Source organism: Kitasatospora sp. NPDC047058, assembly GCF_040643935.1.
GTDB lineage: Bacteria > Actinomycetota > Actinomycetes > Streptomycetales > Streptomycetaceae > Kitasatospora.
The window spans coordinates 21127-40532 of record NZ_JBEYVJ010000035.1 but is presented as its reverse complement, the minus strand read 5'-3'; the positions used below and the strand labels follow the sequence as shown (position 1 = coordinate 40532).

Here is a 19406-nt window from a genome sequence, read left to right as displayed (position 1 = left end):
CGCGGGCCCGCGTGGCGCGCGGCGCCGCCCCCCCCGCCGGCGGCCCGGCCGGCGGGGGCGCTCCGGCCGGGCCCCCGGGAGTGGGGCGGGGTCCGTCAGGGCTGGCCCGAGCCCGCGTACGGGCCCGGCTGCGGGGCGCCGGACTGCGGGGGCACGGAGCCGTAGCGGGCCGGGCGCCGGCCGCGCGGGTGACGGGTGAGGGTGTAGCCCGCGACGCCGGCCAGGGCGGCCAGGGCGCCGCCGGCGACGGTCCAGAACCAGCGGCTGTTCCAGCCGGAGAACCAGCCGGTGTACCAGTGGTCCTCGGGCTCCTCGGGGGCGGCCGCCTTGGCGGTGGACGCGCCGCCGCCGGCCGGCGGGACCAGCGGGGCCTTGAGCTCGCCGCCCTCCGGCTGTGCGTTGTCCGCGTCGCCCTTGGCGGTGACGTGCAGCTGGACGGAGGCGGCGAGGCCGAGGTCGGGCTGCGGGACGTCGGAGACCGAGAGCCGGACGTAGTAGGTGCCGGGCAGCGGGTCGCCGGACCACGGCTCGGCCCAGGAGCGGACCTCGCGCAGGGTGCAGCTGAGCGCGAGCGACCCGGTGGCGGGCTCGGCGGTCGCGTTCTGGGTGCCGGCGGTGCAGGACTGGCGGCGGCGCAGCCCGTCGAACACCTCGACGCTCCAGGTCTGCGGGCCGTGCCGGTCGCTGCCGGCGGCCAGGTTGACGGTCAGGCCGACCGTCGGGGTCTGGCCCTCGGAGGCACCGAACGCCCAGTACAGGTAGTCGCCGGTGGAGGCGGCGACGTTGGCGTCCTGGCCGGGGGCGAGGTTGATCGCGGTCAGGAAGGACGTCCCGGCCTTGGTGGCCGGGGCGGGGGTGCCGCTCGAGCTCGGCGTGGGGGACGGCGAGGCGGCGGAGGCGGCCGGGGCCGCGACCGCGAGGGCGGGCAGCAGGGCGAGCGCGGTCAGCGCGCCGCGGAGGAGGCTGCGGTTCGTCGAGGTGCGCATGGTCAGTTCTCCCGCCAGACAGCGATCCGCCAGCGTGCGATCCAGCCGAAGACCAGGCCGGTCAGCAGGCCGGCCAGGGTGAGCACCAGCAGCAGGATCCAGCCGCGGCCGAGACCCATCGCCGGGCCGTCCGGGGCGGGCGAGGCGGCGGTGAGGTCGATGGTCAGTTCCAGCGGCAGGCCGGGCTCGGCCTGGACACCGGCCTGGGCGGCCAGCGAGTTGCTGACGACCAGGCAGACCGTGGTCTCCGGCTTGCCGCTCGCGGACGCGGACGGCGTCGCGGAGGCGTAGCCCTTGGAGTCGGCGGGGGACCAGCGCAGGCCGGTGGAGATCACGTCGGTCCGGCCGCTGCCGGCGTCGGTGCCGCGGACCAGCTCCTGGCCGGTGGTCCCGGTGGCCTGGAGCAGCACGCCGTAGTCGCGGGCGACGGCCCGGTCCAGTCCGACGCTGACCGAGGCCCGCAGCTCCTGTCCGGCCTTGACCGGGACGCGGTAGACGCGGTGCTCGGAGAACTTCTCCCGGTCGCTGTAGACGCCGGGGGTGAGGACCGGCGCGTTCTCGCACTTGTCGGTGCCGGCGGTCTTCACCGGGGTCACCGTGTAGGTGTCGTTGGAGCGGTCGACCAGCTGCTTCACCTTGTCGGTGAGCTGTTCCTGGGTACGGACGTCGGTGTAGGTGCCGCCGGTGGCGTTGGCGATGCAGAGCAGCTGCTGGCGGGTCTTGTCGTCGTGCGCCAGGCCGAGGGTGTCGACCACCAGGTGGATGCCCTGGGCGGCGAGCTCGCGGGCCACGTCGCACGGGTCCGGCGGGGCGCAGGAGTCCTCGCCGTCGGTGATCAGCACCACCCGGCGGGTGGTCTCGCCCTTGCCGAGGTCCTGGGCGGCGCCGCGCAGGGCCAGGCCGATCGGGGTCCAGCCGGTCGGGCGCAGGGTGGCGACGGCGGTCTTGGCCTCGGTCTTGTTGGTCTTCCCGACCGGGAAGAGCTGCTTGGTGTCCTGGCAGCCCTGGGCCTTGTCGTCGCCGGGGTAGTTGGCGCCGAGGGTGCGGATGCCGAACTCGGTCTCCGCGGGCAGGGCGTCGATCACCTCGTTCAGCGACTGCTGGGCCACCGCGATGCGGCTCTTGCCCTGGATGTCGGTGGCCCGCATGGAGCCGCTGACGTCCAGCACGAGGTCGACCCGTGGGGCTTCCTTGCCGGCGCTGCCGGCTGATGGTTCGTCGGCATGGGCGGGCAGGCCGCTGAGCAGCGCACCGCCTGTTATCGCCAGGGCGGCCAGCAGGCTGCCGAGCCTGGCCTTCGGTCGTCGTCCGGTAATCACCCGCCCGATCCTAGGGTCCGGCCCCGAACTCCCGTCCTCCGGGCGGACGACGGGAGTTCGAGGACGGACCCGGGGGACCGTCAGTTCGCCGTGATCGGCGTGGTCCGGTGCGCGAACGACCGGGTCCCGGTGCGAACTCCCGGGCGCCGGTGGCCGATCGGGCGCGGAAACCGGTTCCGGTGGGTCCGGGGGCGCCCGGTCCGTGCGACACACCGGACGGAAGAGGCCGAGGGCGCCGATGGTGCTCGTCGGCCGACCCCGGCGCGCCGATGCTCAGCCGGGCGCGCCGGCCGCTCCGGTCGCGCGACCGGTGATGCAGGGCGTCCTCGGCGGGTGACCGCCGCGCCGGCCGGTCCGGCGCGCCGCTGACCTGCGGCTTAGCCGCTCCGAGGAAGATCCGCCGTCTGCGAAGTGTCCGGTTTGTACGTACCAATGTGACAATTCGTACAATGCGTACGGATCGACTGTTCGTTTGCGACACTGGTGCATAGGCGGGGTACTGTCCCATGTTTGTTCGGTTGGTCCCTGATGACACCCCATGTTTCAAAGGCGGACCGGCCGCTAGGACACCCTCCCTCGCCTAGAAGGACCCCGCTTTGGCCAGCAACACCCTCGGCGCGCGCCTGCTGCGGCGCAAGCCTGTCTCCACCCTGATCGCCGAGAGCGAGGGCAACGACGCCCTCCCCGCCGGCGCGCCCGAGGAGGGCGGACGTTCCGGCATCCACCTGCGCCGCTCGATCGGCCTCTGGCAGCTGTCCTCGATCGGCATCGGCGCCACCATCGGCACCGGCATCTTCTTCGTGCTGAACTCCGCGGTGCCGTCGGCCGGCCCGGCCGTGATCGTCTCCTTCGTGATCGCCGCCGTCACCGCCGGTCTCACCGCGCTCTGCTACGCCGAGATGGCCTCCGCGATCCCGGTCTCCGGCTCCTCGTACTCGTACGCCTACGCCACCCTCGGCGAGGGCGTCGCCTTCGCGGTCGGCATCTGCCTGCTCATGGAGTACGGCGTCTCGGCCTCTGCGATCGCGGTGAGCTGGGCCGAGTACCTGAACAAGTTCTTCGACCTGGCCTTCGGGTTCCAGATCCCGGAGCGGTTCGCCGGCGCGCCCGACGCCACCCACTGGTTCAACCTGCCGGCGCTGCTGCTGGTCGCGATGGTCTGCATCCTGCTGGTCCGCGGCGTCAGCGAGTCGGTGAAGGTCAACGCGGCCATGGTGGGCATCAAGATCCTTATCCTGATGCTCTTCATCGGCGTCGCCCTGACCGGATTCCGCTCCGGCAACCTGACCCCGTTCATGCCGCTCGGCATCGGCGGCGTCCAGGTCGCGGCGTCCAGCATCTTCTTCTCGTTCATCGGCCTGGACGCCGTGTCCACCGCCGGTGAGGAGGTCAAGAACCCGCGCCGCACCCTGCCGCTGGCGATCATCATCTCGCTGGTCGTGGTCACCTTGCTCTACATCCTGGTGGCCCTGGCCGGCATCGGCGCCCAGCCGTGGGAGAAGTTCGACGGCCAGGAGGCCGGCCTCGCCCAGATCCTCCAGGACATCACCGGCCAGAGCTGGCCGGCGATGGTCTTCGCGGTCGGCGCGATCATCTCGATCTTCTCGATCACCCTCGTGGTGATCTACGGCCAGACCCGCATCCTGTACTCGATGGGCCGCGACGGCATGCTGCCCAAGCGCTTCGCCCAGCTCTCGCCCCGCACCGGCACCCCGATCTGGAACACCATCGTGGTCGGCGTTGGCGTCGGCGCGCTGGCGGCCTTCATCCCGCTGGAGAAGCTGGCCGACATCACCAGCCTCGGCACCCTGATCGCCTTCTCGGTGGTCTCCATCGGCGTGATCGTGCTGCGCCGCACCCAGCCCGACCTGCCGCGCGGCTTCAAGGTGCCCGGCTATCCGGTCGTCCCGGTGCTCAGCGTCGCCTTCTGCATCTACCTGATCACCGGCCTGCACGCCGACACCTTCGAGGCCGGCGGCGTCGCGCTGGCGGTCGCCCTGGCCGTCTACTTCGGCTACAGCATCAAGCACTCCAAGCTGGAAACGGCGGAGCAGCCGGCGGAGGCCGAGGCCCCCGCCGACGCCCCGGCCGACAGCAAGCTCGGCTGACCCGCCGGTAACAGGACGAGGGGCCGCCGCGTGATGACCACATCCCGGCGGCCCCATCCGTGTCCCGGGACACTCCCTGGGGCGAGATGGCGACACGACACCGCCCCCACCCATAACCTTCCACCATGGTGAGCACCCGCACGCCCGGCTTCTCCCGCCCGCGCGGCCGCTTCACCGGCCGTACCAGAGCGCCGGACCCCTTCGAATCGACGGCATCGACGGCCAGGCCCGCGCGCCTGCGCCGGGGCCTCGGACCCCGGCCGTTCCCCCGGCAGCGTGGTGAGAACACGTTTCCACCCACGCCCGATCGGCTGAATCCGGCCCGCCTCGCCTCGATGCGCCGCGTCCAGCTCCTCGGCTGTCTGATCGCGGCCGGCTGGGCGGCCGCCTTCCCCCTGGTCTCCGACCTCCCCAACCAACGGCTCTGGGGCGCCGTCGCCGCCCCCGCGTACGCCCTCGCGGGCCTGTGCTGCCTCGTCCTGCCGCGCCGGGCCGCCGCCCGCGCCGGTGCCGCGGCCGCCCTGCTGGGCGCCGTCCTGCTCCCGCTCGCGATGCTGGCCCTGGAGGGCCGCCACCAGTCCGAGGTGATGGTGGTGGAGCGCTCGGCGCACCTGCTGCTCACCACCGGCAACCCGTACCTGCCGCACCCGGTGGTGGTCACCGACTACAACCCGTACCTCCCGGCCATGACCCTGTTCGGGATGCCCCGCGCCCTGGTGGGCAGCGGCAACCCGGTCGCCCAGGTGGTCGGGGACGCCCGTATCTGGTTCGCGCTGACCTTCCTGGCCTGTCTGCTGGCCAGCTGGCGGCTGCTGCGGCCGACCCTGGACCGCGCCCCGCTGCTGCCGCTCACCGTCCTCACCGCCTCGCCGCTGATAGCGCTCGCGCTGGTGGTCGGCGGAGTGGACCTCCCGCTGATCGGCGTCTGCTGTCTGGCCATGGCCCTCGCCGAGCGCGACCGCACCATCGGTGCCGGGCTGGTCCTGGCGCTGGCCTGCACGCTGAAGTGGACGGCCTGGCCGGCGCTCCCGGTGGCCGTCCTGCTGCTCTGGCGGCTGTACGGGCGGCGGCCGGCCGCCCGGGCCGGGCTGACCGCGCTGGGCGCGGGCCTGGCGGTGATCGTGCCCGCCGTGGTGTACCAGGCGGACGCCCTGCGGGAACAGGTGGTGCGGTTCCCGCTGGGGCTGACCGCGATCCACACCCCGGCCGGCAGCCCGCTGCCCGGCAAGGTGCTGGCTGGCTTCGGGCCCACCGGGCACACCGTGTCGCTGGTGCTGATGACGGTGGGCGGACTGGGAGTGGCGATCTGGCTGCTGGCCCGGCCGCCGGTCTCCGCCATCGCCGCCGCCGACCTGCTGGCGGCCGGGCTGGCGATCGCGTTCATGCTGGCGCCGGCCGGGCGCTTCGGGTACCTGGCGCTGCCGGTGGTGCTGGTGATCTGGCCCCGGTTGGCGGCCAGACGGTGGAGCGCCAAGCCGCCCGTCCCGGCGAGCTGCCTGCTGGCCCGGCCGGAGCCGGTCCTGCCCCGGGGCTGACCGGGGCAGGACCGGGGGCGCGGGTCAGCGGGTGCCGGCCGCCTTGATGAGGGAGGCGACGGCCGGGCCGGCCGCGTCGGCACCGTGACCGCCGCCCTGGACCTCGGCGGCGACGGCCAGGTTGCCGCGGTAGGCGGTGAACCAGCTGTTGGTGGTGTCGATGCCGGTGGCCTCGGCCGAGCCGGTCTTGGCGCCCGCGTTGTCCGTGATGCCGTTCATGACGGCCTTGGCGGTGCCGTCCTTGGCGGTGGCCGCCATCATCGCCTTCAGCTTGCCGACGGCGTCCGGGGAGAGGTTGCGGGCGGCCTTCTGCTGCGGCAGGTCGGCGACCAGGATCGGCTGCTTGAACTCGCCGCTCTGCACGGTGGCGGTGATCGAGGCGATGGCCAGCGGGTTCATCTGGATCTTGCCCTGGCCGATGGACTGCATGGCCTGCTCGTCCTTGTTGGTGCCCGCGTCCGGCACCCGCCCGTCGGTGTTCGGCAGGCCGGTCTTCCACTCCAGGCCGATGCCGAAGACGTCCTTGGCGGTGGAGGTGAGCGCGCCCGGCTTGAGGCTGGCCAGGCCCTGGTCGATGAAGGCCGTGTTGCAGGAGATCATGAAGTCCTGCTGGAGCGTGTTGGTCGGGTAGGCGTCCGGGAACGAGTTCGGGATCGCCTTGGGGTTGCTGCTCTTCACCGGGCAGGGGACCACGGTGTCCGGGTTGACGCCGGCCTCCAGCAGCGCCGCCGAGGTGACGATCTTCATCGTGGAGCCGGGGGCCAGCAGGCCGAGGAAGGCCCGGTTCTGCCCGTTGGCGGGCGCGTTGGCGAAGGCCAGCACCTGGCCGGTGCTCGGCTCGATGGCGACGATCGAGCCGGACTTGCCGCCGAGGTCGGCCATCGCCTTCTCGGCGGCGGCCTGCAGCGTGTTGTCGATGGTCACCTTGAACGGCTTGGCCGGCTTCGGCTCGACGATCGTGAACAGCTTGTCGGTCGCGCCCTTGCCGTCCGCGGAATTGATCACCACGCCGCTGCCCGCGTCGCTCTGGTCCTGGGCCGGCTGCAGCTTGCGGGCGTTGTCCTGCAGCGTCGCGAGCAGCGTCGGCGTGAGCGAGGCGCCCTGCAGCGCCTTGCCGTTGCGGTCGACCACGTTGCCCGGCGGGGCGAACACCGGCTGGGTCGCGATCGCCTCGCCCGGGCCCAGATGCGGGTGGATCACCGACGGCACCCAGTGCACGGCCGGGGTGTTGTCGCTCATCTTCACGACGCTGAGGAAGCCGTTGTAGTCCCAGACCCGGCTGGTGCCCTCGAACTCGGCCCGGGCCTTGAAGCCCATCAGCACGCCGGACGGAGCCGCCGGGGCGGTGGCCGCGGCGGTGTCGCCGGCCGCCGCGGACGGCGTCGCCGGGGCGGTGGCCGAGCCGGTGGGCTTGGCGCCCGGCGAGGGGGTGCCGGTCGCCGAGGCGAAGGCGGCGGGGGTGGCCGGGCCGGACGGGGTGAGCGTCAGGCCGCTCGGCTTCACCTGGTCCTTGAAGGCGTTCAGCGCGGTGGTCGCGGCCGCCGGGTCGTCGGTCAGCCCGGCCGCCTTGGCGACGTCGCCGGCCGCCCAGGCCGCCAGGAAGTCCTTGGCGCCGGCCGCCGCCTGGTCGGCGCTCGGAGGCTCGGCGACCACCGTACGGGCCTTCTTGGCCTCGGGCGTGTCCGAGTCCGAGCCGCCGACGAGGCTGTACGCGCCGTAGCCGCCGCCCGCGAGCACGGCGAGGGACACGCCGGTGATGATGCCGATCTTCGCGCCTTTGCGCATGTGCTGCTCCCCCAAGGGTCTGGCGGCCGGCCGCAGCCGGAGGTGGCCGGATGCGCGTTCGGTGCTCAGCCTAGGCAGGCGAGCGCCGCGCGCCGACGAATCGCCGGGGTCTTGTGACGGATCTGGTACGTGTCGCGCACCACGTCCGCACGGTTCCCGCGCTCACGTCCAGCTGCCCCGGCCCGTCAGATCCAGCTGTCGAACCACATCCGCCTGCGCCAGTCGTCCATCGGAATGGTCTCCCCCGTATACAGGGGGTGGAAGAAGAGGAAGTTCCACACGATCAGCAGGACGAGCAGGCCGGCCGCCGCCGAGCCGATGATCCGGCGGTCCCGGGACGCGCCGGGCGGGCCGATCAGGGCACCGACCAGCATGGTGACCGCGAGCACGAGGAACGGCACGAAGGCCACCGCGTAGAACAGGAAGATGGTCCGCTCCTGGTAGGCGAACCAGGGCAGGTAGCCCGCGGCCAGGCCGCAGAGCACCGCGCCGGCCCGCCAGTCGCGCCGGGCGGCCCAGCGCCAGAGGCAGTACGCCAGCGCCACCACGCCCGCCCACCAGAGCAGCGGGGTGCCGATGCCCAGCACCTCGCGGGCGCACTCGCTCGCGGTGCAGCCGGCCTGGCCCTGCTTGGGGGACTCGTAGAAGAACGAGACCGGACGGCCCAGCACCAGCCAGCTCCACGGGTTGGACTGGTAGGTGTGCGGGTCGTGCAGGTGGGTGTGGAAGTCGTAGACCGTCGAGTGGTAGTGCCACAGGGCCCGCAGGCCCTCGGGTATCCACGGGTAGTCGGTGGACCGGCCGACCGCCCAGTCGCGGCCGTAGCCGCCCTTGCCGGGCACGGTGCTGCTGGCGAACCAGCCCCACCACGAGGTCACGTAGACCACCGCGGAGACCACGACGACGGAGAGGAACGCCGGGACGACGTCGCGCACCAGCGTCCACAGGTAGGGGCGGCCGGCGCCGGCCAGGCGGCGCGAGCCGGCGTCCCAGAGCACCGTCAGCACGCCGAACGCGGCCGCCACGTACAGGCCGCTCCACTTGGTCGCGCAGGTCAGGCCGACGCAGACGCCGGCCGCGATCCGGTACGGGCGCCAGCCCAGGTTCATCCGCGCGGCCGCCGCCGCGTCCGCGACGCCGCCGAGCCGGGCCGCGATTCGGGCCCGGGTGTGGTCGCGGTCCAGCAGCAGGCAGCCGAAGGCGGCGAGGATCCAGAACATCACCACCAGGTCCAGCAGCGCCGACCGGCTGAGCACGAAGTGCAGGCCGTCCACGGCGAGCAGCAGGCCCGCCACGCAGCCCAGCAGGGTCGAGCGGAACAGCCGGCGGGCGATCCGGGCCACCATCAGGACGGACAGCGTGCCGAGCAGCGCCACCGCGAACCGCCAGCCGAACGGGTTCATCCCGAACAGCATCTCGCCCGCGCCGATGATCCACTTGCCGACCGGCGGGTGGACCACGTAGCTCGGGTCCGGCCGGTAGGGCACCGCGTCACCCGCGATGATCTTCTCGTTGGCGCCGTCCGGCCAGTTGATCTCGTAGCCGCCGTGCCAGAGCGCGTAGGCGTCCTTGGCGTAGTACGTCTCGTCGAAGATGATCGCGTGCGGCTCGCCGAGGTTGGCGAACCGGAGCACCCCGGCGAACAGCGCCACCGCGAGCGGGCCCAGCCAGCCCGCCCAGCGGCAGAGCCAGGACCAGAGCGGCGCCGGCAAGGCCACGCCGAGCCGCAGCAGCAGCGGCGAGGGCGCGACCCGGTGCGGCGTCACCCCGGGGCCGTCCGGCATCGGCGGCACCAGCCGCTCGGTGAGCGAGGGCTGCGACGGTGCGGTGTAGCCGAACCGGGCCAGCGAGCGCAGCCAGTCCGTCCGCGGCTCCGCGGGCCACGGCTCTCCGGGCCACGGCTCTCCGGGCCCGGACCCGCGCGGGCCCGGGACGGCGGGGGACTGCTGGTCCGTCAGGACCGGCACGCCGACGCCACCCTGCGCCGTGTGGTCTGTACCAGTTGGCGTCTGCGCCGCCGTGTCGCCGTTCATCCGCCACATCGTAGGGGCGCTGCCCACGGCGGGGACGGCTCCCTCCGAAGCTGCCCGAATCGTCCTTAAAAGCACCCGCGGCGCCGTTCCTGGAAGGATGGGGCCCGTGACAGGAGTACTCGTTCTCGCAGGCACCCCCATCGGCGACGTCTCGGACGCCCCGCCCCGGCTGCTCACCGAGCTGGCCACCGCGGACGTGATCGCGGCCGAGGACACCCGGCGGCTGCGCCGGCTCACCCAGGCGCTCGGGGTGACCCCGGCCGGGCGCGTCGTCTCCTACTTCGAGGGCAACGAGGTCGGCCGCACCCCCGAACTGGTCGAGGCGCTGCTCGGCGGCGCCCGGGTGCTGCTGGTCACCGACGCCGGGATGCCGTCCGTCTCCGACCCCGGCTACCGGCTGGTGGCCGCCGCCGTCGCCGCCGACGTCAAGGTCACCGCGGTGCCCGGGCCGTCCGCCGTGCTGACCGCGCTGGCGCTGTCCGGCCTGCCGGTGGACCGCTTCACCTTCGAGGGCTTCCTGCCGCGCAAGACCGGGGACCGGGCCCGCCAGCTCGCCTCGATCGCCGCCGAGCCGCGCACCATGGTCTTCTTCGAGGCCCCGCACCGGATCGCCGAGGCGCTCGCCGCGATGGCCGAGGCGTTCGGCGCGGACCGGCCCGCCGCCGTCTGCCGCGAGCTGACCAAGACCTACGAGGAGGTCAAGCGCGGCCCGATCGGCGAGCTGGCGGCCTGGGCGGCCGAGGGCGTCAAGGGCGAGATCACCGTGGTGGTCGCCGGCGCCCCGCCGGCCGCCCCGCAGGAGCTGACCCCGGCCGAGCTGGCCCGCCTGGTGGCCGTCCGGGAGGAGGCGGGCGAGCGGCGCAAGGAGGCCATCGCGGCCGTTGCGGCGGAGCTCGCGCTGCCCAAGCGGGAGGTGTTCGACGCGGTGGTCGCGGCCAAGAACGCGGCGGCCAGGAAGGCCTGAGGACGGCGGCCCGGGTGGCCCGATGGCGGCGGCCCGGAAGGCCCCGGATCCGGGAGGTGCCGGGTCCGGAGAGGGCGCGTACCTTGGAGAGAAGGCCCCGGGTAAACGCCCGTCGAGCTGAAGCTTTGGACGAGTTTTCCGGACCCGACCCGCCCTTTCGTATAGGGATCCCCAATCCGCGTCCAAGTCTTCCCAAGACGGGCATCGGCCGGGGCGTTCCGGGCATTTCCTGGGATGGAAAGACCCAGCCGGACGAGCGTCCGGCGGGCGCTGGGAGACGGCTATGAGCGAGATGATCGGTAGCTCCCGCGGTGGCAACGCGCTGAGCGACCCCGGCCTGACCGGTCGGTCGCACACTCCGGTGGAGACCGTCCGGGAGGCCTACTCCTTCGCGTGCCTGAGCTGCGGGTACGGCTGGGAGCAGGCGTACGACATCGAGCACAGGGTGGGCCGGGACGGGCACGTCGTGTTCGAGTACCGCGCCAACGGTGTCCGGGTGCCGTCCCCGCTGCTCAAGCCGACCTGCCCGGGGTGCGGCGGCCACACCGTCCGGATCATGCGCGCGGGCCGGGTGGCGGAAGCTGACCACCTCTGGCACCACGCCCCCGGGTACTCGGGGTACGCCGAGCCGGCCGGCGCCGCCGCCGTCCCGCCGGTGGCCGAGCCCGCCGAGCCGGCCGAGCCGCGCGGATGGTTCGCCCGCTTCTGGTCGCGGCTCACCGGCTGACCACCGGGGCCGCCCGCCGGCCGCCGATGCCCGGGCCGCCCGCCGGTAAACCCGGTCGAGGGCGGCCCCCGCACGCGATTAAGCTTTCGGACCATGGCGGCCACTGCAGAACACAGCACCACCGGGAGCAGCACCCCGGCGTACTACGTCTCCACCCCGATCTACTACGTGAACGATCGCCCGCACCTGGGCCACGCCTACACCACCGTGGCGGGTGACGTGCTGACCCGCTGGCACCGCCAGCGCGGCGAGAAGGTCTGGTACCTGACCGGCACCGACGAGCACGGCCAGAAGATCCTGCGGACCGCCGAGGCCAACGGGGTCAGCCCCCAGGAGTGGTGCGACAAGCTGGTCGAGGAGGCGTGGAAGCCACTCTGGCAGCACCTCGACATCGCCAACGACGACTTCATCCGCACCACCCAGCCGCGGCACACCGCCCGGGTCCAGGAGTTCGTCCAGGACCTGTACGACAAGGGCGAGATCTACAAGGGCGGCTACTCCGGCCCGTACTGCGTCGGCTGCGAGGAGTACAAGCTCCCCGGTGACCTGCTGGACGGTGCCACCGAGGACGAGAAGCTCTGCTCGGTGCACAAGCGGCCGGTCGAGTGGCTGGAGGAGGAGAACTACTTCTTCCGCCTCTCCGCGTACGGCCCGAAGCTGCTGGAGTTCTACGCCGCCAACCCGGACTTCATCCAGCCCGCCTCGGCCCGCAACGAGGTGCTGCGCTTCGTCGAGCAGGACCTGAAGGACCTCTCGATCTCCCGCTCCACCTTCGACTGGGGCGTGCCGCTGCCCTGGGACGACAAGCACGTCCTGTACGTGTGGGTGGACGCGCTGCAGAACTACATCACCGCGGCCGGCTACGGCAGCGACCCGGAGCGCTTCGCCGAGCTCTGGCCGGCCTCCGTGCACCTGGTGGGCAAGGACATCCTGCGGTTCCACGCGGTGATCTGGCCGGCCATGCTGATGGCCGCGGGCCTGCCGCTGCCCAAGCGGGTCGTCGCCAACGGCTGGCTGATGGTCGGCGGCGAGAAGATGTCCAAGTCCAACCTGACCGGCATCTCCCCGACCGACCTCACCTCGCACTTCGGCGTGGACGCGTACCGCTACTACTTCCTGCGGGCGATCCCGTTCGGCACCGACGGCTCGTTCTCCTGGGAGGACTTCACCGCCCGGTACACCTCCGAGCTGGCCAACGACTTCGGCAACCTGGCCTCCCGGGTGGCGGCCATGGTCGGCAAGTACTTCGACGGGGCGCTGCCGGCCGCGCCCGCGCACGGCGACGCCGAGCAGGCGGTGGCCGACGGGCTGGTGAAGGCCGCCGCGGCGGCCGACCGGAAGATCGGCGAGGAGCTGGACTTCGCCGGCGGCATCGCGGCGGTCTTCGAGTTCGTCAAGCAGGTCAACGGCTACCTCACCGAGCAGGAGCCCTGGAAGGTCGCCAAGGACGACTCCGAGGAGGGCCAGGCCCGCCTCGCGACCATCCTCTACACCGCCGCCGAGGCGCTGCGGGCCACCGCCGTCCTGCTCAACCCGGTGATGCCGGCCACCGCCGAGAAGCTCTGGGCCTCGCTGGGCGCCGCCGCCGGCCTCGGCGAGCTGTCCGCGCAGACCATCGCCACCGTGGCGGACTGGGGCCGGCTGCCCGCCGGTGCCACCGTCACCAAGGGCGAGATCCTGTTCCCGCGCCTCGAAGAGAAGCCCGCCGCCTGATGGCCAAGACGGACGACCGGTCGACGCCGCCGCCGCTGCCGGCCCCGCTGGCGGTGGCGGTGGCCGACTCGCACACCCACCTGGACATGCAGTCCGGCACCCCCGCCGAGGGCCTGGCCAAGGCGGCGTCGGTCGGCGTGACCACCGTCGTCCAGGTGGGCTGCGACGTGCCCGGCTCGCGCTGGGCCGCCGAGCTGGCGGCCCGGTTCGAGCAGGTGCACGCGGCCGTCGCGCTGCACCCCAACGAGGCGCCGCGGATCTTCCTCGGCGACCCCGACGGCTGGTCCGGGCAGCAGCGCCCGGCCGGCGGCCGGGCCGCGCTGGACGCCGCCCTGGCCGAGATCGACGCGCTCGCCGCGCTGCCGCAGGTCGTCGCCGTCGGCGAGACCGGCCTGGACTACTTCCGCACCGGCCCCGAGGGCGTCGAGATCCAGAAGGAGTCGTTCCGCCGGCACATCGAGATCGCCAAGCGGCACGGCAAGGCCCTGGTGATCCACGACCGGGACGCCCACGAGGACGTCATCGCCGTCCTGTTGGCCGAGGGCGCCCCCGAGCGGACCGTCTTCCACTGCTACTCCGGCGACGCCGGGATGGCCAAGGTGTGCGCCGAGCACGGCTGGTACCTCTCCTTCGCCGGCCCGGTCACCTTCAAGGCCAACCAGCCGCTGCGGGACGCGCTGGCCGTCACCCCGCTCGACCGCGTGCTGGTCGAGACCGACGCGCCCTTCCTCACCCCGCACCCCTACCGCGGCCGGCCCAACGCGCCGTACCTGATCCCGGTCACCGTCCGCTCGATGGCGGACACCCTGGGGCTGCACGAGGACGAGCTCGCCACCGCCATCGCGGCGAACACGGCGCGGGCGTTCGGGTACTGAGCGGCCCGAACGAACGTCCGGATCGGGCGAAACGATTCGGCACTCTCACCGGACTGTGACGCTGGCTAGCATGAGTGCAGTGAGGGAGGTGGCGATGACCGCCGAGCCGATCGACTGGAAGCTTCCGCCGTCCCAGGGCTGGACGTACGAGCAGGTCAAGAGCATGGACCTGCCGTTCGATTGGGAACTGGTGGACGGAGCCGTCGTGGTCCGAGGGATGGCCGAGTGGTGGCACGATCAAGTGCGGGACCAGCTGCTTCTCGCGTTGGCGAGTGCACGGATCCAGCCGTACGTGGTCAATGTCGAGCGCTGCGTGCTGCTTGACGAGCACAACGTAACCAAGCCCGATGTCGTCATCATTGACAAGACCGGCCTGGATTTCTTCGAGCTGGAGTGCACCCCACCCGAGTCCGTGGTGCTCGCGGTCGAAGTGGTCTCCCCCGGTTCACGGGCCGCGGACCGCTTCCGCAAGCCCGGCCAGTACGCCGAGAAGGGGATCCCGTACTACTGGCGCGTCGAGCGCGGCCTGGACGACCTCCCCGTCGTCCACGAGTTCCACCGGGACGAGGAGAAGGGCGTCTACCTGCCCGTCGCCCAGCACGAAGGAGTACTGCGGACCGCGGTGCCCTACCCCGTGGAGATCGACCTCGCGGCGGTCGTCGAACTCTGAGGGCCTCCCGCGCCCGTATCCTTGGCGCGTGAGCACCACCGACCCCACCCCTGACAGCCACCTCCTGGGCGCCGCCGACATCCGTGAGCTGGCGGCCGCGTTCGGGGTGAAGCCGACCAAGCAGCGCGGGCAGAACTTCGTCATCGACGGCAACACCGTGCGGCGGATCGTCCGGGCGGGCGGGGTGACGGCCGAGGACTCCGTGGTCGAGGTCGGGCCCGGGCTCGGGTCGCTCACGCTGGCCCTGCTGGAGGTCGCCCGGCACGTCACCGCGGTCGAGATCGACCCGGTGCTGGCGCAGCACCTGCCGGACACCGTCGCCGCGCGGATGCCCGGCAAGGCGGACGCCTTCGACCTGGTGTTCAGCGACGCCATGGAGGTCACCGAGCTGCCCGGGCCGGCGCCGACCGCGCTGGTCGCCAACCTCCCCTACAACGTGGCCGTGCCGGTGCTGCTGCACATGCTGGCCACCTTCCCGAGCATCGAGCGCACCCTGGTGATGGTGCAGAGCGAGGTCGCCGACCGGCTCGCCGCCAAGCCCGGCAACAAGGTGTACGGCGTCCCGTCGGTCAAGGCCAACTGGTACGCCGACGTGAAGCGGGCCGGCGCCATCGGACGCAACGTGTTCTGGCCCGCGCCGAACGTCGACTCCGGACTGGTCTCGCTGGTCCGCCGCGAGCCGCCGAAGACCACCGCCAGCCGCGCGGAGGTGTTCGCGGTCGTCGACGCCGCGTTCGCCCAGCGCCGCAAGACCCTGCGGGCCGCCCTGGCCGGCTGGGCCGGCTCCCCGGCCGGGGCCGAGCAGGCGCTCGCCGCCGCCGGCATCGACCACAAGCTGCGCGGCGAGATGCTGACGGTGGAGCAGTTCGCCGCGATCGCCGAGCACAAGCCCGCGAAGGACACCGAGTGAGCGTCACCGTCCGCGTCCCCGCCAAGGTCAACGTCCAGCTGGGGGTCGGCGGGCTGCGCGCCGACGGCTTCCACGACCTGGCCAACGTCTTCTTCGCGGTCGCCCTCGGCGACGAGGTGACCGCCACGGCCGGCACCCCCGGCGCGGGCGTCACGCTCGGCTGCTCCGGGCCGGACGCCGCCGTCGTCCCGCTCGACGACACCAACCTGGCCGCCCGGGCCGCCCGGCTGCTCGCCGCCCACCACGGCATCGCCGCCCCCGACGTCCACCTGCACATCGCCAAGGCCATCCCGGTGGCCGGCGGCATGGCCGGCGGCAGCGCCGACGGCGCGGCGGCGCTGGTCGCCTGTGACGCGCTGTGGGGGCTGGACACGCCGCTCCCGGTCCTGCTGGAGCTGGCCGCCGAACTCGGGTCCGACGTGCCGTTCGCCCTGGTCGGCGGCGTCGCCCTGGGCCGCGGGCGCGGTGAGCTGCTCGACCCGCTGCCGGTCACCGGCACCTTCCACTGGGTGTTCGCCGTCGCCGACGGCGGGCTCTCCACCCCGGCCGTCTTCCGCGAGTGCGACCGCCTCCGCGAGGAGGCCGGCGCCGGCTCCAGCGACACCGACGTGCCCACCCCGGACGCCGACCCGGCGCTGCTCGCCGCCCTCGCCGAGGGCGACAGCGTCGCCCTGGCCGGCGCGCTCGCCAACGACCTCCAGCCGGCCGCCCTCTCGCTGCGCCCGTCGCTCGCCGCCACCCTCCGGGCCGGCACCGAGGCCGGCGCGCTCGGCGCCCTGGTCTCCGGCTCCGGGCCGACCTGCGCCTTCCTCGCGAAGGACGCCGACGCGGCGGCCGCCGTGGCCGGGGCGCTGCGGGCGTCCGGCACCTGCCGCACCGCGCACGCCACGTACGGGCCGGTGGCGGGGGCGGGCGTGGTGCTCGGGGGCTGAGCGTGGGGCGGTGCTCCGGGGCGGGGGCGGGCGTGGTGCTCGGGGGCTGAGCGTGGGGCCGGGCTACTAGGCTGGGGAGGATCGGGGCTCCGTCTGAGCCCCGGGTCCGTCGAACCCAGGAGCGCAGCACACGTGGCCGTCAACCTCGCCACCATCGAGTCCGTCACGAAGGTCTACGGCACCCGGGCCCTTCTGGACGGGGTCAGCCTCGGCGTCAGTGAGGGGGACCGGATCGGCGTCGTCGGACGCAACGGCGACGGCAAGACCACCCTGATCCGGATGCTCGCCAAGCTGGAGGAGCCGGACAGCGGCCGGATCACCCACTCCGGCGGCCTGCAGCTGGCCGTCCTCACCCAGCACGACTCGCTCGACCCGGAGGCCACCATCCGGCACGAGGTGATCGCCGACCGGGCCGACCACGAGTGGCTCGGCGACGCGCGCATCCGCGACATCATCGAAGGCCTCTTCGGCGGCCTCGACCTGCCCGGCTTCGCCGACGGCCTCGACACCGTGATCGGCCCGCTCTCCGGCGGCGAGCGCCGCCGGATCGCCCTCGCCAAGCTGCTGCTCGGCTCGCCCGACCTCATCGTCCTCGACGAGCCCACCAACCACCTCGACGTCGAGGGCATCAACTGGCTCGCCCAGCACCTGCAGAAGCGCCGCTCCGCCCTCGTCTGCGTCACCCACGACCGCTGGTTCCTCGACCAGGTCTGCACCCGGATGTGGGACGTCCAGCACGGCACCGTCCACGAGTACGAGGGCGGCTACTCCGACTACGTCTTCGCCCGCGCCGAGCGCTCCCGGATCGAGGCCGTCGAGGAGCAGAAGCGCCAGAACCTCGCCCGCAAGGAGCTCGCCTGGCTGCGCCGCGGCGCCCCCGCCCGCACCTCCAAGCCGCGCTACCGGATCGAGGCCGCCAACGCCCTCATCGCCGACGTGCCGGAGCCGCGCGACAAGAGCGAGCTGATGAAGTTCGCCAACGCCCGGCTCGGGAGGACCGTCTTCGACCTGGAGAACGTCACCGTCAAGGCCGGCCCCAAGCTGCTGCTCGAGAACCTCACCTGGCAGCTCGGCCCCGGCGAGCGGATCGGCCTGCTCGGCGTCAACGGCGCCGGCAAGACCTCGCTGCTGCGTGCCCTGCGCGACGCGTACGCCTCGGAGGGCGACGTCCAGCCCGCGTCGGGCCTCGTCAAGGTCGGCAAGACGGTCCGGCTGGCGTACCTCTCCCAGGAGGTCGCCGAGCTGGACCCGGCCATCCGGGTGCTGCAGGCCGTCGAGCAGGTGCGCTCGCGGGTCGACCTCGGCAAGGGCCGGGAGATGAGCGCCGGCCAGCTCTGCGAGCAGTTCGGCTTCGGCAAGGACAAGCAGTGGACCCCCGTCGGCGACCTGTCCGGCGGCGAGCGGCGCCGGCTGCAGCTGCTCCGGCTGCTGATGGACGAGCCCAACGTGCTCTTCCTCGACGAGCCGACCAACGACCTCGACATCGAGACGCTCAACCAGCTGGAGGACCTGCTCGACGGCTGGCCCGGCTCGATGATCGTGATCAGCCACGACCGCTTCTTCATCGAGCGGACCACGGACGTCGTGCACGCCCTGCTCGGCGACCAGAAGATGCGGATGCTGCCCAACGGCGTGGACGAGTACCTGGAGCGGCGCGCCCGGATGGCCGCTGCTGCTGCCGCCGCTGCGTCCTCCGCCTCTTCCGCCGCTTCGGAGGCCCCGGCCGCCGATGCACCGGCCCTGTCCGGCGGCGACCTGCGGGCGGCGAAGAAGGAGATGCAGAAGCTGGAGCGGCAGATCGCCAAGCTGGACGAGAAGGAGTCCAAGCTGCACACCCAACTCGCCGAGCACGCCGCCGACTTCTCCAAGGTCGCGGAGCTGGACGCGCAGCTGCGCGCCGTCCGGGACGAGAAGGAGGAGCTGGAGATGAGCTGGCTGGAGCTGGCCGAGCAGGTCTGACACGGCGTCGTCCGTACGGCCCGGCGGGTGGAGTGCCGGGCCGTACGGAGGGTTGCGCGGGGTGCTGTGCGCGTCGCTGTACGTGTCAAGTTCGTACCGATCGCGCTCAGTCGTGCCATGGGCCCTGCCGGTCCGACGGTGGCGGTGGCTACGATGGTCGAGGCGACTGCCGTCCCACAGGGCGGACGGCGTGCGCCGGTACGACTGTACGGCTGAGAAGTTGACGGTGTGTTGCGGTGCGGCGGTCCACCACGGACCGCCCCGCTCACGGGGGAGAGGTGGATTGCGGTGGCAGACGCGCCTGCAGGCGACGGTGCGGGGACGGCCAACGGTACGACGGGTACGCCCAAGCTCGACGACAAGCCGTTCACGCTCGGGACCGATCACAGCGGCTGGTTCGGCTTCGGCGGTGCCGTGTTCGGCGCGGCCGAGACCGTCGTGCGCGCCGTCGAGACGAACTACAGCGCCTCGGCACTGGTGTCCGCGTTCGGCAGTAAGAACGTCCAGGTCGAGCTGGACACCCTGAGCGCGTTCACGAAGAAGATCGAGGCGCTGCTCCAGACCATGGAGGGCTCGGCCGCGGGACCGACGAAGCTCCAGGAGCAGCGGCTCCAGGGGGACAACTTCGGCAAGAACTTCTCGCAGTCGACGGACCTGACGACTGCGTACCAGCGGGCGCACAACGAGCTCGTGAACATGCACAAGATCTTCGTCAAGCAGCTCGAGGAAATGCAGAAGGCGGTCACGAAGGCCGCGGCCAACTACGCGGGCAACGAGGACCACACGGTCGCCGCCCAGCAGGCCGTGGCGAAGAACGCGGGCATCGCGACGCCGGCGGCCGGGCCGGACGGGCCCGGCCCGAAGGTGAGCTTCTGATGGTGGTCCAGGGC

At 72.8% G+C, this 19406-nt stretch carries 15 protein-coding genes; 11 read left to right on the top strand and 4 right to left on the bottom strand.

Annotation, left to right across the window (positions count from 1 at the left end; translation table 11 throughout):
* Window positions 1-95 precede the first annotated feature (95 nt).
* Entirely contained in the window at window positions 96-986 is an 891-nt protein-coding gene (locus tag ABZ885_RS08285) for a peptidase (RefSeq protein WP_360184880.1), read from the bottom strand.
* Window positions 987-988: 2 nt separating this feature from the next.
* The gene (locus ABZ885_RS08280) at window positions 989-2305 is read right to left on the bottom strand and encodes a VWA domain-containing protein (RefSeq protein ID WP_360184877.1); all 1317 of its coding nucleotides are present in this window, start codon (window positions 2303-2305) and stop codon (window positions 989-991) included.
* A 596-nt stretch (window positions 2306-2901) separates the two neighbouring features.
* Here ABZ885_RS08280 and ABZ885_RS08275 point away from each other — a divergent pair.
* On the top strand, window positions 2902-4413 hold the full coding sequence (locus ABZ885_RS08275; RefSeq protein ID WP_360184875.1) for an amino acid permease: 1512 nt from the start codon (window positions 2902-2904) through the stop codon (window positions 4411-4413).
* 335 nt (window positions 4414-4748) lie between these two features.
* Window positions 4749-5948, top strand: a complete 1200-nt coding sequence (locus ABZ885_RS08270; protein WP_360184872.1) for a glycosyltransferase 87 family protein — start codon at window positions 4749-4751, stop codon at window positions 5946-5948.
* 24 nt (window positions 5949-5972) lie between these two features.
* On the opposite strand, the gene ABZ885_RS08265 is transcribed toward ABZ885_RS08270, so the two are convergent.
* Window positions 5973-7733 carry a penicillin-binding transpeptidase domain-containing protein gene (locus ABZ885_RS08265; RefSeq protein ID WP_360184869.1) on the bottom strand — a complete coding sequence of 587 codons (1761 nt, stop codon included), beginning with the start codon at window positions 7731-7733 and terminating at the stop codon, window positions 5973-5975.
* A gap of 185 nt (window positions 7734-7918) precedes the next feature.
* Window positions 7919-9766: a phospholipid carrier-dependent glycosyltransferase gene (locus ABZ885_RS08260; protein ID WP_360184866.1), complete on the bottom strand. Its 1848-nt coding sequence runs from the start codon at window positions 9764-9766 to the stop codon at window positions 7919-7921.
* 106 nt (window positions 9767-9872) lie between these two features.
* Between ABZ885_RS08260 and rsmI the strand changes: the two genes are divergently transcribed.
* The 9 genes from rsmI to ABZ885_RS08215 all read left to right on the top strand — a co-directional run bounded on the left by rsmI (window position 9873) and on the right by ABZ885_RS08215 (window position 19392).
* Window positions 9873-10730 carry a 16S rRNA (cytidine(1402)-2'-O)-methyltransferase gene (gene rsmI / locus ABZ885_RS08255; protein WP_360184864.1) on the top strand — a complete coding sequence of 286 codons (858 nt, stop codon included), beginning with the start codon at window positions 9873-9875 and terminating at the stop codon, window positions 10728-10730.
* A gap of 283 nt (window positions 10731-11013) precedes the next feature.
* A complete protein-coding gene (locus tag ABZ885_RS08250) occupies window positions 11014-11457 on the top strand; it encodes a hypothetical protein (RefSeq protein ID WP_360184861.1) in 444 nt (147 codons plus the stop codon).
* A gap of 93 nt (window positions 11458-11550) precedes the next feature.
* On the top strand, window positions 11551-13170 hold the full coding sequence (metG, locus tag ABZ885_RS08245; protein WP_360184858.1) for a methionine--tRNA ligase: 1620 nt from the start codon (window positions 11551-11553) through the stop codon (window positions 13168-13170).
* Window positions 13170-14045, top strand: a complete 876-nt coding sequence (locus tag ABZ885_RS08240; RefSeq protein WP_360184855.1) for a TatD family hydrolase — start codon at window positions 13170-13172, stop codon at window positions 14043-14045. The genes metG and ABZ885_RS08240 overlap by 1 nt, the downstream gene beginning before the upstream one ends.
* Window positions 14046-14115: 70 nt before the next feature.
* Window positions 14116-14715 (top strand): Uma2 family endonuclease, encoded by a 600-nt coding sequence (locus tag ABZ885_RS08235; protein ID WP_360184852.1) that lies wholly within the window; start codon window positions 14116-14118, stop codon window positions 14713-14715.
* 28 nt (window positions 14716-14743) lie between these two features.
* On the top strand, window positions 14744-15625 hold the full coding sequence (rsmA, locus tag ABZ885_RS08230; RefSeq protein ID WP_360184849.1) for a 16S rRNA (adenine(1518)-N(6)/adenine(1519)-N(6))-dimethyltransferase RsmA: 882 nt from the start codon (window positions 14744-14746) through the stop codon (window positions 15623-15625).
* Window positions 15622-16557, top strand: a complete 936-nt coding sequence (locus ABZ885_RS08225; protein ID WP_360184846.1) for a 4-(cytidine 5'-diphospho)-2-C-methyl-D-erythritol kinase — start codon at window positions 15622-15624, stop codon at window positions 16555-16557. Before rsmA ends, ABZ885_RS08225 begins: the two co-directional genes overlap by 4 nt.
* Window positions 16558-16689: 132 nt before the next feature.
* Window positions 16690-18516: an ABC-F family ATP-binding cassette domain-containing protein gene (locus tag ABZ885_RS08220; protein ID WP_360184844.1), complete on the top strand. Its 1827-nt coding sequence runs from the start codon at window positions 16690-16692 to the stop codon at window positions 18514-18516.
* A 288-nt stretch (window positions 18517-18804) separates the two neighbouring features.
* Window positions 18805-19392: a hypothetical protein gene (locus tag ABZ885_RS08215; RefSeq protein WP_360184841.1), complete on the top strand. Its 588-nt coding sequence runs from the start codon at window positions 18805-18807 to the stop codon at window positions 19390-19392.
* Window positions 19393-19406 lie beyond the last annotated feature (14 nt).

Excerpts from the sequence above, each read along its gene's own strand:
- ABZ885_RS08285 (WP_360184880.1), bottom strand. The coding sequence starts at position 986 with ATGCGCACCTCGACGAACCGCAGCCTCCTCCGCGGCGCGCTGACCGCG.
- ABZ885_RS08270 (WP_360184872.1), top strand. The coding sequence starts at position 4,749 with ATGCGCCGCGTCCAGCTCCTCGGCTGTCTGATCGCGGCCGGCTGGGCG.
- ABZ885_RS08265 (WP_360184869.1), bottom strand. The coding sequence starts at position 7,733 with ATGCGCAAAGGCGCGAAGATCGGCATCATCACCGGCGTGTCCCTCGCC.
- ABZ885_RS08260 (WP_360184866.1), bottom strand. The coding sequence starts at position 9,766 with ATGAACGGCGACACGGCGGCGCAGACGCCAACTGGTACAGACCACACG.
- ABZ885_RS08250 (WP_360184861.1), top strand. The coding sequence starts at position 11,014 with ATGAGCGAGATGATCGGTAGCTCCCGCGGTGGCAACGCGCTGAGCGAC.
- metG (WP_360184858.1), top strand. The coding sequence starts at position 11,551 with ATGGCGGCCACTGCAGAACACAGCACCACCGGGAGCAGCACCCCGGCG.
- ABZ885_RS08240 (WP_360184855.1), top strand. The coding sequence starts at position 13,170 with ATGGCCAAGACGGACGACCGGTCGACGCCGCCGCCGCTGCCGGCCCCG.
- ABZ885_RS08235 (WP_360184852.1), top strand. The coding sequence starts at position 14,116 with ATGAGTGCAGTGAGGGAGGTGGCGATGACCGCCGAGCCGATCGACTGG.